Origin of the sequence: Alsobacter ponti (genome assembly GCF_024294805.1) — a bacterium.
Classification (GTDB): domain Bacteria; phylum Pseudomonadota; class Alphaproteobacteria; order Rhizobiales; family Beijerinckiaceae; genus Alsobacter; species Alsobacter ponti.
This window is the reverse complement of the sequence record NZ_JANCLU010000012.1, coordinates 140930-155707: the sequence shown is the minus strand read 5'-3', so window position 1 is coordinate 155707 and position 14778 is coordinate 140930. Positions and strand designations below refer to the sequence as shown.

Genomic DNA, 14778 nt, shown 5'->3' with positions numbered 1-14778 from the left:
GGCGGCATGTCCGGCATGGGCGGAATGTCCGGCATGGGCGGCATGTCCGGCATGGGCGGCATGTCCGGCATGGGCGGAATGTCCGGCATGGGCGGCATGTCCGGCATGAGCGGCATGGCCGGCAACGGCAACTGGGTCTGCACTCAGTGGAGCGTCGCGCCGACCGGCATGGGTGGCATGTCCGGTATGGGCGGAATGTCCGGCATGGGCGGCATGTCGGGCATGGGCGGCATGTCCGGCATGGGTGGCATGAGCGGAATGGGCGGCATGTCCGGGATGGGCGGCATGTCGGGGATGGGCGGCATGTCGGGCGAGACCAAGAAGAACTGATCTCGCTTTCCCTGCGGCCGGGCGCTCACGGCGCCCGGCCGCTCTCCCTTGCGCAGGTTCCGAGGACGTCATGACAGTTGGGCTGGGTTGGGCCGCCAGGGCCCTGGGGGTGAGCGGCATGCTGGGTGTCGCGGCGATGCTGGGCGCGCCCGGCCTGTGGCCGTCGGTCGCCCCGACACCTGTCGGCGTCGCCCTGGCCGCGGATGCTCCCGCCGCGGCCGGCGACGCGGCCGCGATCGCCTCGGTCGAAGCCGCCAAGGCGCGTCTCGCCAAGGCCGACTACGAACGCGCGGTCTGGGACCCGATCCATTTCAAGCCGGCCATCGACGTCGCCAAGGACGCCGCCTGCCTGACCTGCCATCAGGAGATCATGTCGGCCAAGCCTCGCGACGCGTCGCCGGCCGGGGTCAAGGCCACGTCCGTGCTGGCCTGGTACCAGACGCTCGACACCTATGCGGGCGCGCAGCAGACCTTTCACTGGCGGCACATCCAGTCGCCCTTCGCCAAGCAGGTGATGCAGCTGAGCTGCGCGTTCTGCCACCAGGGCAACGATCCGCGCGAACGCTCGCCGCACGTCACCGCCACGACGGCGGCCGGCGCGCCCGTATCCGACTGGCCGCGCGGCGAGCCCGCCTTCACGCTGCGCAAGACGGTCAATCCCTCCGAGACCTGCCTGCGCTGCCACGGCTCATACCCGGCCGAGAACATGGGCCTTGCCGGCTCGTGGGCCGAGCTGCGCGAAGGCCTCGAGACGCCGGAAACGCCGAACGGCTGCCTGACCTGCCACGCCGACCAGTTCCGCACCGTGCGCCACCAGGTGACATACCTGAAGGCCGCCGAGATCGAGAAGGCCGCGAAGACCAGCTCGGACGTCTGCTACGGCTGCCACGGCGGCCGGCAGTGGTACCGCATCTCCTATCCTTATCCGCGCCATCCCTGGCCGGGCATGCCGGCCGACGCGCCGGAATGGGCGGCGGGCCGCCCCGTGACATCCGACGCGCGCTTCGCGCTTCCGCAGAAGTGACCTCGCAGGCGAGACCGAAGACCATGACCGTCAACAAGCCGAGCTCGCTCGCCGGGCAGATGATCAATCCGAGCCGCCGCGGGCTGCTGAAGGGCTTCGCCGCGCTGGCCAGCGCGACCGCCCTGTCGCCGATCCCCGGGGCGCGCGAGGCGAACGCCTTCGCCTACGAGCCCTACCCGCGCGACGACGACCTCCAGACGGTGGTGACGAGCTGCGCGCACAATTGCGGCTCGCGCCACATGCTGGTGGCCCACAAGAAGGGCGACGTGATCGTGCGCCTGTCGACAGACGACGGGCGCTACCAGGCCGGCGGCGCGTTCGGCAAGGACACCGAGGCCGAGCCGCAGCTTCGCGCCTGCCTGCGCGGCCGCTCCTATCGCTCGCGCCTCTACTCGCCGGAACGCCTGCTCTACCCGATGGTGCGCGTCGGCGAGCGCGGCGAGGGCAAGTTCAAGCGCATCTCCTGGGACGAGGCGCTGAGCCAGATCGCCGCGAAGATGGTGAAGCTGCGCGACACCTACGGGCCGACGGCGCTGCTCGACCAGAGCTACGCCGGCGCTTCCTACGGCGTGCTCCACAAGTCCGACCAGATCGAGGGCCTGCTGGGCCGTTTCCTGGGCATGTTCGGCTGCCGCACATCGTCGTGGTCGGTGCCGTCCTACCAGGGGACGACGTTCTCCTCGCGCATCACCTTCGGCACGATCGAGGACGGCAACGAGGACGACGCGTTCGCCCACTCCAAGCTCATCATAATGTGGGGCTGGAACCCGGCCTACACGTTCCACGGCGGCAACACGTTCTACTACATGCGCCTCGCCAAGCAGCGCGGCTGCAAGTTCGTGCTGGTCGACCCGCAATACACGGACTCCGCCTCGGCCTACGACGCGTGGTGGATCCCGATCCGCCCGAACACGGACGCGGCCATGATGGCCGGCATGGCGCACGAGATCTTCGCCAGCAATCTCCACGACCAGGCCTTCATCGACCGGTTCTGCCAGGGCATGGACCGCGGCACGATGCCCGGCTGGGCCCAGAACCGGGAGAGCTTCAAGGACTACATCCTCGGCCTCTCGAACGGCCAGCCCAAGACGCCCGAATGGGCCGCCGCCATCTGCGGCGTCAGCGCCGAGGACATCCGCAAGCTCGCGCGCATGTACGCGACGACGAAGCCGGCGGCGCTCAAGGCCTCGTGGTCGCCCGGACGCAACGCCTACGGCGAACAGTACAACCGCATGGCCGCCGCCCTGCAGGCGATGACCGGGAATATCGGCGTGCTGGGCGGCTCCTCCGAGGGCGTCGGCAAGGCGTGGCACGCCGAGGCCGTCGCCTACCCCTACGACCAGTATTCGAACATCTGGTACGCCTCCATCAAGTCGGACCGCTGGGCGCACGTCGTGCTCAACTATCCCAACGTCCGGCGCGAGGAAGCGGGCCTGTGGCCGCGCGCCGATCAGCTCGACGGCGTGATCCCCAACATCAAGGGTATTTTCTGGCAGGGGTCGGACTGGCTCAACCAGCTCACCAACATCAACAAGCAGCTCGCCGCGATCAAGAAGCTCGAGCTGGTGGTTTGCATGGACTCGACGATCACCCCGTCGGGGCTGTGGGCCGACTACCTGCTGCCCGTCGCCACGCACTTCGAGCGGCACGACGTCGCCCTGCCCTGGTACAAGGGGCACTACTACATCCACCGGCCGAAGGTCATCCAGCCGCTGGGCGAGTCGAAGTCCGACTTCCAGATCTTCACCGAGCTGGCCTACCGCCTGGGCTTCGGCCCGGCCTACAATCCGCGCGCGACGCGCGACTATTTCAACAATGACGACGCGGTGGACGAAGCCTATCTCGCGGCGTGGTGGGAGCGCGTGCAGCACCACCAGGGCGTGGAGATGAGCTGGGAGGAGTTCAAGAAGCGCGGCGTCTACAAGTTCAAGCTGCCGCAGCCGCACGTCGCCTTCCGCGACCAGGTCGAGAAGGGCGCGCCCTTCCCCACCCCCTCCGGCCGCATCGAGATCTTCTCCACCGTGCTGGCGCAGACGGCCGATTTCAGCCGCACCCAGTGGGGCTATCCGATCCCCGCCATCCCGAAGTGGATCGAGCCGTGGGAGTCGCTGAACAGCCCGAAGACGGCGACGATGCCCTTCCACCTCGTCAGCCCGCACCCACGCTGGCGCACGCACTCGATCTTCAACAACATCCCCTGGCTGCGCGAGACCTTCAGCCAGGAGGTGACGATCAACGCCTCCGACGCGCGCCGGCTGGGGATCAAGACCGGCGACACGGTCGAGGTGTGGAACGACCGCGGCAAGTGCGTTGTGCCGGCCTACGTCACCGAGCGCTGCATGCCGGGCGTCCTCGTCCTGCACGAGGGCGCGTGGATGGACATCGACGAGAACGGGGTCGACCGCTCGGGCAATCCGGACTTCCTGACCCTGGACGAGCCCTCGCCCGCCGGCGCCTTCGCCTACAACACGGTGCTCGCCAACATCCGCAAGACCGACCTGCGGCACCGGCCGGGCTGGGACCAGCTCGCGACGTCCCGCAGCGCCGTCTTCCGGCGCGACCTCTGACCGCCCGCCGCGCTCTCAACCAATTACTCCTCCAGGGACACCGACATGGCGAACGGCATCGACAAAGCCAAGATCAAGGCGGCGGCCGAACAGAAGAAGCGGGAGACGTACACGCCCGTCGTTCCCGATCAGCAGCTTGGCTTCATTCACAACAACGTCGACTGCATCGGCTGTCGCGCCTGCGAGATCGCCTGCAAGGACAAGAACGGCCTGCCGCCGGGCCCGCGCTTCCGCCGGGTCCAGTACGTGGAAGGTGGCACGTTCCCGGAGGTGTTCGCCTACAAGGTGAACATGTCCTGCAACCATTGCGCGGAGCCGGCGTGCCTGCCGGCGTGCCCGACGGGCGCGATCTTCAAGCGCAAGAAGGACGGCATCGTCGACATCGACTCGACGTTGTGCATCGGCTGCCGCAAGTGCGAGGCGGCCTGCCCGTTCGGCGCGCCGCAGTTCATCCCCGAGCAGAACATCGTCGGCAAGTGCAACATGTGCGTCGACGAGATCGACGCCGGCCGCAAGCCCTATTGCGTGATGGCCTGCATGATGCGCGTGCTCGACATCGGCCCCATCGACAAATTGCGCGACGGCACGCAGGACACCAAGGCGCGCGGCCCGGACGAGACGGTCGTCCGCCAGGTCCGCAACATGGCGGACCCCGAGCTGACCAACCCCTCCATCGTCTTCGTCGCCCATCCGAAGGGAGCGGTGAAGTGACGGCGCCCGGTGACGAGAGCCCGTCGCGGGGCCTGGACCCGATCGCATTGTCCGGTCCGGAGCGCCGGGCGCTGGCCGAAGACCTCCTCATCTTCAGCGGCCTGCACGATCGGGAACCGGACGCCGACACGCTCGCGGCGCTGCGCGAGGAGGGCCCGGACGAGTGGTTCTCGCTGTCCCTGTCCGGGCCGGAATGGGAGACCGCGCGCCGCCACCTTCGCGAGGGCCTCGCCGCGATCCCGGCCGACCCGGGCTCGGCCGATCTCGACGATCTCGCCGCCGAGTTCGCGGCGATCTACCTCACATTCGCCTACAGGGCCGCGCCGTGCGAGTCGGTCTGGCGCGACGAGGACGGGCTGGAACGCCAGGCCCCGATGTTCGCGGTTCGGGAATGGTATCGCCATCATGGCCTGACGGTCGCGGACTGGCGCAACCGGCCCGACGATCACCTCGTCAACGAGCTGCTGTTTCTGGCGACCCTGCTGCGCGAAGCGGACGGCCCGAATGGCCTGCGCGAAGCGGCGCTCTTTCTGCGCGACCACATCCTCGTCTGGGTTCCCGCCTTCACCGGCCGGGTGGCGGCCCGTTGCCGCCTTCAGTTCTACGCCGGCGTCGCGCTGGCGACTGGCGTCTACCTTCAGCGGCTGGCGGGCCTCCTGGGGCTTTGCACGGGCCTCGACATGACGCCTCCTCCCTTGAAGGACGAGTCCCGAGGCGGGACCGACATCGGCCCGAGCTGCGGCGCGCCCGCCGTGGGCGCGCGGGCGGGCGGCCCCCCGCCGCCCTTGTGATACTCCCTCCCCGATCTTGTCGCATCTCAAGGCGCGTGCGTCGCGGCCGCCCTACACTGCGGTCATTGGTTCGGTGATTTCGGGTCCATTGATTTGATCGACGCCCTGCGCAGCCGTCTGGCCGCGAAAATTCTGGCGGCCATGGCGACGGCGTTGCTGCTCGCCTCCGCCGCCAGCCTCGCGATCTTCGTGCCGCTCTACCGGAGCGACCTCGCGCGCGAGCGCGTGGCCGTGTCCGAACGCCTCGGGGCGGGCCTGCGCATCGCGCTGGAAAACGCCATGCTGAAGCGCGACATCGACGGTCTCCGGGACGTGGTGGAGAGGCTGGCCGCGGTCGAGGGCGTGGCCGGGGTCGACATCCTCAACCCGTCGCTCGAGGTCCGCTTCAGCGCGAGCCCGCTTCGCCTGGGACGGACCGAACCGTCGCTCGACGCGCTGTGCCCGGACTGCGGCCTCACCGGGCGGCGGGCCGCGACAGGCTCGGCCTTCGTCGCGGCCGAGGGCGGCCGCCCCGTGCTGCGCAGCGTCACGGCCGTGCCGAACCGCGAGCCGTGCTCGGTCTGTCACGGGCCGACGGCGGAGCATCCCGTCAACGGCTTCATCGTCATCGACTACGACGCGCGCGGCCTCGACGGCCACGCCTGGAGATCGGCCGTGCTGCTCTCCGGCGTCGGCGCGCTGGTCGTGCTGTTCGCGCTGGCCGTGACCTGGAGCCAACTGCATCGCGGCGTGCTGGAGCCGGTGGCGGCCCTCACCCGCGTCAGCGCGTCCATGGCGGCCGGCGACCTGAGCCTGCGGATCGCGCCGATGCGGATCGGCCACGGCGACGAGATCGCGGAGCTCGGCGCCGCCTTCGACCGGATGGCGACCGAGCTTGCGCACAAGGTCGACACGCTGCGCGAGCGCGAGGACTTCCTGCAGGGCCTGATCGACGCCATCCCGGACGGGGTGCGCGCCATCGACGAGGAGTTCCGGGTGGTCGCCGCCAACCGCGAGTTCGCCCGCATGAGCGGCCTCACCCGGGCGGAGGTTCTGGCCAGGCCCTGCCACGTGTCGAGCCACGGCCGGGACGAGCCCTGCGTGCCAACGCTGACCACCTGCCCTGTCGTCGAGCTGGCGGCGCGCGACGAGCCCATCCGCGCCGTGTACAGCCACGTCGCCGCCGGCTCATCCGAGGAATTCGGCGTCGAGGTGGTCGCCGCGCCGATGGTGGTGGCCACGCGGGACGGGCCGAGGCGCTTCGTCGTGGAGTCGATCCGCGACCTGTCGCGCACCGTCCAGGTCTCGCTGGACCAGCGCCTCGCGGAAATCGGGCAGCTCGCGACCGGCGTGGCGCACGAGATTCACAACCCGCTCGCCTCGATCCGCTTCGGACTCAGCGCGTTGCGATCCGTTCTCGACGGCCATCCGGGCTCGGAGGAGGCGCAGAGCTACATGGGCCTCGTCTCGCGGGAGATCGAGCGCTGCATCGAGATCACCGGACGGCTGATGCGCCTCAGCGACGCGCCGGGCGAGCACGGCACGCTGGTGGACCTGGCGCGCATCGCGCACGACGCCGCCGCGCTGCTCGGCTACGAGGCGACGACGCGACGCATCGAGCTCTCCATCGACGTCGCCCCGGACGCGCGGGTGGTGGCCAGCGAAAGCGACATGGGCATGGTGCTGGTCAACCTGCTCCAGAACGCCTTTCACGCCACCCAGCCCGGCGGCCGGGTGCGCGTCAGCGGCGGCCCGACGCCGACGGGCGAGGTCGTCATCGAGGTATCCGACACCGGCGCCGGCATCGCGGCCGACGACCTGCGGCGGATCTTCCAGCCATTCTGGACGCGCCGCGCCGACCAGTCGTCGGGGAGCGGACTGGGCCTGCCGATCTGCAAGGCGCTGCTCGCCAAGTGGCGGGGGACCATCGCCGTCGAGAGCGCGCCCGGCGTCGGCTCCACCTTCACGCTGACATGGCCGCCGCCGGCCGAGATGAGCGACGCGGCATGACCCAGTCCTCATCCCGGAAACCCGCGATCCTGGTCGTCGACGACGACGCCACCCTGAACCAGCTGATGTCGTCGCATCTGCGGCGGGCGGGCTACGAGGTGGAGAACGCCTCCCGCTGGAGCGAGGCGCAGAGCCTGCTCGGCCGCCTGGAGCCGGATCTCGTTCTGCTCGACGCCAAGCTGCCCGACGCCGACGGTCTGGCGATGCTGCCGAGCCTCGTCGAGACCTGCCCCGTCATCATGCTGACCGCCTTTGGCTCGATCGACCTCGCCGTGCAGGCGATCAAGCGCGGCGCCGTCGATTTCTTGGCGAAGCCCGTCAACCCCGACGTGCTGGACCTGGCGGTGAAGCGCGCCATCAGCGCCTCCTCGATGCGGCGGCGCTACGACTACTACCGACGCCAGGCCACGTCGGCGCTCGACAAGACGCTCGTCGGCCTCTCGCCGGCCATGGCGCGCCTGCGCAAGATGATCGGCATCGTCGGCCCCAGCGACACGACCGTGCTGATCCTGGGCGAGTCGGGCGTGGGCAAGGAGCTGGTCGCCGCGGCGGTCCATCAGGCGAGCGCGCGCGCCGACCAGAACTACGTCGCCATCGACTGCGCGACGTTGCAGCAGAACCTGTTCGAGTCCGAGTTGTTCGGCCACGAGCGCGGCGCGTTCACCGGGGCGGACCGCCGCAAGGAAGGGCTGATCGAGGTCGGCGAAGGCGGAACGGCTTTCCTCGACGAAATCGGCGAGATGTCCGGCTCGCTGCAGGCGAAGCTGCTTCGCGTGCTGGAGACGGGCCATTATCGCCGGCTCGGCGGCACCAAGGACCTGGTCTCGAACGTCCGCTTCGTCGCGGCGACCAACCGCGACCTGCGCGCCATGTGCGGCAAGGGCGAGTTCCGCGAGGACCTCTATTACCGCCTCTCCGCCTTCGTGCTGCACGTGCCGCCGCTGCGCGAGCGGCTGGAGGACATTCCGCTGCTCGCGGAGCACTTCCTGGCGGCGCGCGACTTCGCCCGCCATGCGCGCAAGCGCTGGTCGCCGGCGGCGCTCGAAGCCCTGATGGACTACGCCTGGCCCGGCAATGTCCGCGAGCTGCGCAACATCGTGGAGCGCGCGGCGCTCGTCTCGGGCGAGTCCGACGAAATCCGCGTCGCCCACCTCGGCGACTTCCAGCGGCGTCCTCCGCCGGGCCGGCAATACGCGTTCTCGTTCGATCATCCGCCGACGCTCGACGAGATCACCGAGACCTATCTCGCGCGCCTTCTGGCGGAACGCTCGCGCAGCCGCGCCGAGATCGCGCAGACGCTGGGCATCAGCGAGCGCAATCTCTACCGCCTCATCAACGCGCGCCGGCGGGACGGCTGACTACAGCTTCGGGACGGGCCGCGGATGGCCGTCGTCGTCCACGGCGACGAAGGTGAATGTCGCGTCCGTCACCTTCTCCCGCACGACGGTGCGGAAGCGGCGCGCCCAGGCCTCGATGTGGATCTTCATCGAGGTGCGCCCGACGCTGTCGACGGCGGTGTAGACGCACAGGACGTCGCCGACCGCGACGGGGCGAATGAAGGTCATAGCCTCGACGGCGACGGTCACCACGCGGCCCTGCGCGCGCTCCACGCCGGCGATGCCCCCGGCCTGGTCCATCTGGGACATCACCCAGCCGCCGAAGATGTCGCCGTTGGCGTTGGTGTCGCTCGGCATGGCGATGGTCCGCACCGTCAGTTCGCCGCGCGGCTCCAGCGCCGTGTCACTCTCCCGCTCGCCCAATCGTCCCTCCAGGAATCCGTCCCTCGGAGCCAAGGTGGCCCGCCGGTCCGGAGCCGGTCAAGCCGGCGCCGGCTCTGGAGCGATCAGCGGCGTCTCGACGGCGAGCGCGCCCGCGAAGGCGCGAAAACTCTCGAGGTTGAGGCGCGGCACGCCGACGATCACCGGCACGCCACGGGCCACGGCGTCGGCGATCAGCGGGCGCACGCCGCCGCCCTCCGCTTCCACCTTGCCGTACTTGTTCAGGACGAGCACGTCCGCGCCTTCGGCCAGCGCGTCGGCCGCGAGCCCGGCGGCGCGCAGCAGCTCCGAGGTGTCGAGGCGGCAGCCCCGCGCGTGCTCGCCCCGGTCCTCGGAAATCCGGATCCGCGCGCCCGTCGCGAGATCCTCCAGCACCATGTCGCATTTCCGGCGGCCGGGGCGCGGCACCTCGTGCTGGACGAAGCCAGCGAGCGCCTTCCCCTCCGCGCGCAGCGCGTCGGCCAAGGCCGCCAGCGCGGGGCCGATCGGCTGGCGCTCCGCGTAGACGATGGCGGTGATCGGGACATCGAGCTTCAGGTCGGCAATTGGCACGGTGGTGATCTCATCGACGAGGCGTCAGGGTCGGAGACTGCGCGCCGGTGCGCAACACGCGCCGGACGCCGCCTCCGACGCGAAGGCTTCCTGCGCGTGGCGGCGCAGCGCCGTCACCGGTTCGACCGGATTGGAAACCCGATGGTCGAGCGACACAAGCGCCTCGCGCTCGGCGACGGACGAGAGATGCGGCCCGAGGTCGCGCAGCAGGCCGTCGTGGATGGCGTAGAGCCAGCCGTGCAGGTGGACGGGCTGGTTGCGCGCCCAGGCGTTCTCGACGATGGGGGTCGCGGCGAGGCGGCGCACCTGCATTTCGACGTTGATCTCGCACAGCCGCGCCAGACGCGCCTCCTCGTCCAGCGCGTCGAACACGGCGCGGTGCTTGCGGTAGAACATCGAGATGGGCTGCAGCCAGTGGTCGACGAGCTCGCCGCGTCCGCCCGACAGCGCCCGCCGCATGCCGCCGCAGCCATAGTGGCCGCAGACGATGACGTGTTCCACCCCGAGCTGATCGACGGCGAATTCGAGCACCGAGAGCAGGTTCATGTCGCTCGTGTGGACGATGTTGCCGACGTTGCGGTGAACGAAGACCTCGCCCGGATCGAGCCCGAGCACGTCATTGGCCGTGACGCGGCTGTCCGAGCATCCGACCCAGAGATAGCGGGGCGTCTGCTGCTCGGCCATCCGGACGAAGAAGCGCGGGTCGTCCCGCGTCTTGGCGTGGGCCCAGGCGACGTTCCGGTCGAAGAGATGATCGAGCGTGCGCGACATCCGCTTCCCCCGCCGGCGGCGGCTCAGCGCCCGCCGCCGCACCCTCCCCCGCAGGAGCACGCGCCGCCATGTCCGTGCTCGTGGCCGTGGGCGTGGCTGCGCTCGTGCTCCTGCTCGGCGGCGTCGCGGGTCAGCGACCAGCGCAGCATGCGGTCGAGCACGGCGCGCGCGGGGTCGTCCGCGCGCTCCAGCGCGTTCATCAGCCCGAGCCAGTCCTCGTCGCCGGCCATGGCGGCGAAGCGGCGGGCCGCGTTGGCGACGTATTCGCCCGGCGTCTCGTCGTAAAGCTCGCCGGTGCGCAGCACCTCGCCCAGCAGCACCACGTCGCCCAGCGCTTCCAGCGCCATGGCGGCGTCGGTTTCGTCTTCGAGCCGCGAGATGAGCGTTCCGAGTTGCATGGCCCGCTCCTACTGCATCAGCGGCGTGGCTTCGACGCCGAGGTCGACGCCGACGATCTCCGCGCGCCCGGCCAGCGACGCGATGTAGTGGCGGATGGCCATGCGCCGGGCCTTCTCGCCCAGCCACTCGGCGATGCGCTCGCGCACCATCTCCAGCGGCAGGTCGCGGCCCGCGATGCGGCGGTCGAGCCAGACGATGTGGAGGCCGTACCGCGTCTCCACCGGCCGCGCCGCGACCTCGCCCTCGTTCAGCCGCTCCAGCGCCTGCTCGAACTCGGGCACGGTCTGCCCCGGGCCGATCTGGCCCAGGCTGCCGCCCGTCTTGCCCGAGGGGCAGGCCGAAATCTGCCCGGCGAGCTGGCCGAAGCTGGCGGGGTTGCGCCGGATCTGGTCGATCAGGATCTCGGCATGGACGCGGGCCTGGTCGCGCGCGTCCCGGTCGGCCGGGTCCGCCGCGATCAGGATGTGCCGGACCTCGTGGAGCGCCGGCGTGCGGAAGCGCGCGCGGTTCTGCTCGAAATAGCGCCGGCACTCGTCGTCGCCGGCGCGAGGGGCCTTCACCTCGCGCTCGACGAGCTGGCGCACCAGCGCCTCCTCGTCGGTCTCGCGGCGGCCCTCGCCGTCGTCGCGGGGCTCCGGCGAAAGCCCGATGCGCCTTGCCTCCTGCAGCAGCAGCTCGCGCACCACGAGCGCGCGCGCGGCCGCCTGCCAGGCCTCGATGGGCTTGGACGCCGGGTGGTTCTGCACTTCCTGCGCGATGGCGGAGCGGGAAATCGCGACGCCGTTGACGCTGACGGTCTTCGGCTTCGCCGAGATGGCCGGCTTCACGGCGCAGCTAGACGCGGGGGATGAAGTCGTCATGGCCGGTTACTCCGCTGGCGTGAGGGTGCGGCGCGTGCGCACGACCTGATAGCCGCGCCGGCCGAGATACCAGATGGGCGCGGACCAGATATGGACGAGGCGCGAGAACGGGAAGACGAGGAAGATCGTCATGCCCAGCACGAGGTGCGCCAGATAGGGCCAGTTCAGCTCCGCCAGCGTCTCGGCCTCCACCGGCCGCAGGGTCACGATGCCCTGTGCCCAGTGCGCCAGAATGAGCATCGCCGACCCGTCCGAGTGCCCCAGCGAGAACGGCAGCGTGAGCAGGCCGAGCGACAGCTGCACCCACAGGATCGCCAGCACGGCGATGTCCATCGTCGTCGAGGTCTGGCGGATGCGCGGGTCCGTCAGGCGGCGATGCAGCAGCATGCTGAGCCCGACGAAGCACAGCGACCCGGCGACGCCGCCCGCCACGATGGCGATCATCTGCTTCTGCGGCACCGTCATGACCAGCGTGTAGACCGAGGTCGGCGTCAGCAGGCCGACGGCGTGGCCGAAGAACAGGAACAGCACGCCGAAGTGGAACAGGTTGGACCCCCACCACAACTGGCGGCGGCGCAGCAATTGGCTGGAACTCGCCTTCCAGGTGTACTGGTCCCGGTCGAAGCGGATCAGGCTGCCGACGAGGAAGGTCGTCAGGCAGACATAGGGGTACCAGACGAAGAGAATGTGAAAGATCGTCTCGCGCATGGCTTGGCTCCTCAGGCGCGCGCCGTGTTCGGCGTTGTGATGACGGTGCGCGGCCCCGCGCCGGCCGGTGTTTCCAGCCCCGGCGCGGGCCGGCGGGCCTGCCGGATCTTCGAGGCGAGGCTGTCGACGCCGCAGGCGTCGGCGGCGCCGGGCCCGAACGTGACTTCCTCGTCCTGCCACGCGGCGTCGAGCGCCTCGAGGTCGTCGGGCTCGACGTCGGGCTCGGCGCGCAGCGCCGCGAGCGCCTCGTCGTCGAGCGCGCCGCCGGCGAGCGCCACCAGGGCCGCGAACGCGCCCTCGTAGACGCTGTCGCGCTTGGCGAGCCGCTCCCGCAAGGCGGCGAAGACGTGGCCCGGCTGGCCGATCAGCTCCAGCGCGTCGTCCGGCTGGCGAGTCGCCGCGTATTCGAGGAACAGCGGCAGGAAATCCGGCAGCTCGGAGGCCGTCGGCGTGTAGCCGCCCTCCTCGTAGAGGCGGAGCAGGTCGACCATGGCCTGCCCGCGATCGCGGCTTTCGCCGTGAACGTGCTCGAAGAGCTGCAAGGACAAAGAGCGTGTCCGGTCGAAGAGCTGGACGTAGCGCTCCTGCGCGTCGAGCAGGTCGCGGCCGGCGATGTCGTCGATAAGCCGCGACAGCGCGGCGGCCTGCGCCGGGGGCAACAGGCCCTCGCGCGCGACGATGGCCTTCAGCTCGTCCGCCGCGGCGGCCAGCTCGGCCGTCGGGTAGGACAGAACCGCCGAGAGAACCTTCAGCGTCTTCATCACGACACCCCCGCCTTGGACCGGTCGTTCTTCAGCTTCATGCCACCGAACAGGTTGACCTTGCTGTCGCTGGGCAGGCAGCCGTCGCCGAAGCTGAAGCCGCACTGGCCGCGCAGTTCGTAGGCGTCCTCGGACGTCTCGCGGTGGGTGGTGGGGATGACGAAGCGGTCCTCGTAATTGGCGATCGCCATCACGTGGTACATCTCCTCGATCTGGAGGCCGGTGAGCCCCACCTTGCGGGCGATCGACTCGTCGATGACGCCGTCGACCGTCTTGGCCCGCATGTAGGCGCGCATGGCCAGCATCCGCTCCAGCCCGGCCGCGACCGGCGCCTCGTCGCCCGCCGTCAGCAGGTTGGCGAGATAGCGAAGCGGGATGCGCAGAGACTTGACGTCGGGCATGCCGCCGTCGAGCCCCATCTTGCCCGCCTCCGCCGCCGACGTGATCGGCGAGAGCGGCGGCACGTACCACACCATCGGCAAGGTCCGGTATTCGGGATGGAGGGGGAACGCGACGCCCCATTCCATCGCCATCTTCCAGATCGGCGACTTGCGGGCCGCCTCCAGCCAGGAGAGCGGAATGCCCTGCTCCAGCGCCTTTTCCGCGATCACCGGATCGTTCGGATCGAGGAAGACGTCGAGCTGCGCCCGGTAGAGATCCCGGTCGTCGGGCGCCGACGCGGCCGCCTCGATCCGGTCGGCGTCATAGAGCACCACGCCGAGATAGCGGATGCGGCCGACGCAGGTTTCCGAGCAGACCGTGGGCTGGCCGGCCTCGATGCGCGGGTAGCAGAAGATGCACTTCTCGCTCTTTCCCGACGACCAGTTGAAATAGATCTTCTTGTAGGGACAGCCGGAGACGCACATGCGCCAGCCGCGGCACTTGTCCTGGTCGATCAGGACGATGCCGTCCTCCTCGCGCTTGTAGATCGCGCCCGAGGGGCACGCCGCGACGCAGGCCGGGTTGAGGCAGTGCTCGCACAGCCTCGGCAGGTACATCATGAAGGTGTTTTCGAACTGGCCGTAGATTTCCTTCTGGATGCCGTCGAAGTTCTTGTCGGCGGAGCGCTTGGCGAACTCGCCGCCCAGGATCTCCTCCCAGTTCGGCCCCCATTCGATCTTCTCCATGCGCTCGCCCGAGACGAGCGAGCGCGGGCGCGCCGTGGGGAACGCCTGCACCTCGGGCGCCGTCTGCAGGTGCTCGTAGTCGAAGGTGAAGGGCTCGTAGTAGTCGTCGATCTCCGGCAGGTCCGGGTTGGCGAAGATGTTGGCGAGCACGCGCCACTTGCCGCCGATCCGCGGCTCGATCTTGCCGTTGCGCTTGCGGCGCCAGCCGCCCTTCCAGCGGTCCTGGTTCTCCCAGTCCTTCGGATAGCCGATGCCCGGCTTGGTCTCGACGTTGTTGAACCAGGCGTATTCCATGCCTTCGCGGCTGGTCCAGACGTTCTTGCAGGTCACCGAGCAGGTGTGGCACCCGATGCACTTGTCCAGATTGAGCACCATCGCGATCTGCGCGCGGATTTTCATGGGACTGCTCC

14 protein-coding genes and 1 pseudogene are annotated in these 14778 nt (G+C 69.8%); 7 read left to right on the top strand and 8 right to left on the bottom strand.

Going from position 1 to position 14778, the window contains the following annotated elements; genetic code table 11:
• The 7 genes from NK718_RS13705 to NK718_RS13675 form a co-directional block, all read left to right on the top strand.
• Positions 1 to 330: hypothetical protein (locus tag NK718_RS13705; RefSeq protein ID WP_254743313.1), on the top strand; the 330-nt coding region annotated here is incomplete at its 5' end.
• A gap of 70 nt (positions 331 to 400) precedes the next feature.
• Positions 401 to 1354: a hypothetical protein gene (locus NK718_RS13700; RefSeq protein WP_254743311.1), complete on the top strand. Its 954-nt coding sequence runs from the start codon at positions 401 to 403 to the stop codon at positions 1352 to 1354.
• Positions 1355 to 1377: 23 nt separating this feature from the next.
• Positions 1378 to 3921: a molybdopterin-containing oxidoreductase family protein gene (locus NK718_RS13695; RefSeq protein WP_254743307.1), complete on the top strand. Its 2544-nt coding sequence runs from the start codon at positions 1378 to 1380 to the stop codon at positions 3919 to 3921.
• 45 nt (positions 3922 to 3966) lie between these two features.
• Complete coding sequence (locus NK718_RS13690) at positions 3967 to 4632, top strand: 4Fe-4S dicluster domain-containing protein (protein WP_254743304.1); 666 nt, start codon at positions 3967 to 3969, stop codon at positions 4630 to 4632.
• Positions 4629 to 5423, top strand: coding sequence for a TorD/DmsD family molecular chaperone (locus NK718_RS13685; protein ID WP_254743301.1), 795 nt, complete (start codon positions 4629 to 4631; stop codon positions 5421 to 5423). The genes NK718_RS13690 and NK718_RS13685 overlap by 4 nt, the downstream gene beginning before the upstream one ends.
• Positions 5424 to 5516: 93 nt before the next feature.
• Complete coding sequence (locus tag NK718_RS13680; RefSeq protein ID WP_254743298.1) at positions 5517 to 7412, top strand: sensor histidine kinase; 1896 nt, start codon at positions 5517 to 5519, stop codon at positions 7410 to 7412.
• The gene (locus NK718_RS13675) at positions 7409 to 8770 is read left to right on the top strand and encodes a sigma-54-dependent transcriptional regulator (RefSeq protein ID WP_254743295.1); all 1362 of its coding nucleotides are present in this window, start codon (positions 7409 to 7411) and stop codon (positions 8768 to 8770) included. The genes NK718_RS13680 and NK718_RS13675 overlap by 4 nt, the downstream gene beginning before the upstream one ends.
• Here the strand turns inward: NK718_RS13675 and NK718_RS13670 are convergent, their stop codons facing one another.
• The 8 genes and pseudogenes from NK718_RS13670 to narH form a co-directional block, all read right to left on the bottom strand.
• Positions 8771 to 9106: an acyl-CoA thioesterase gene (locus NK718_RS13670; protein ID WP_254743321.1), complete on the bottom strand. Its 336-nt coding sequence runs from the start codon at positions 9104 to 9106 to the stop codon at positions 8771 to 8773.
• A gap of 123 nt (positions 9107 to 9229) precedes the next feature.
• Positions 9230 to 9742: a DUF2478 domain-containing protein gene (locus tag NK718_RS13665; protein WP_254743292.1), complete on the bottom strand. Its 513-nt coding sequence runs from the start codon at positions 9740 to 9742 to the stop codon at positions 9230 to 9232.
• 192 nt (positions 9743 to 9934) lie between these two features.
• Positions 9935 to 10513: pseudogene (locus tag NK718_RS13660) on the bottom strand (carbonic anhydrase); the annotation flags it as partial.
• Positions 10514 to 10536: 23 nt separating this feature from the next.
• Positions 10537 to 10911, bottom strand: a complete 375-nt coding sequence (locus NK718_RS13655) for a hypothetical protein (RefSeq protein WP_254743286.1) — start codon at positions 10909 to 10911, stop codon at positions 10537 to 10539.
• 9 nt (positions 10912 to 10920) lie between these two features.
• The gene (locus NK718_RS13650; RefSeq protein ID WP_254743283.1) at positions 10921 to 11772 is read right to left on the bottom strand and encodes a peptidylprolyl isomerase; all 852 of its coding nucleotides are present in this window, start codon (positions 11770 to 11772) and stop codon (positions 10921 to 10923) included.
• Between the two features lie 6 nt (positions 11773 to 11778).
• Entirely contained in the window at positions 11779 to 12480 is a 702-nt protein-coding gene (narI, locus tag NK718_RS13645) for a respiratory nitrate reductase subunit gamma (protein ID WP_254743280.1), read from the bottom strand.
• Positions 12481 to 12491: 11 nt separating this feature from the next.
• Entirely contained in the window at positions 12492 to 13241 is a 750-nt protein-coding gene (gene narJ, locus NK718_RS13640) for a nitrate reductase molybdenum cofactor assembly chaperone (RefSeq protein ID WP_254743277.1), read from the bottom strand.
• A complete protein-coding gene (gene narH, locus NK718_RS13635) occupies positions 13241 to 14767 on the bottom strand; it encodes a nitrate reductase subunit beta (protein WP_254743274.1) in 1527 nt (508 codons plus the stop codon). Before narH ends, narJ begins: the two co-directional genes overlap by 1 nt.
• Positions 14768 to 14778 lie beyond the last annotated feature (11 nt).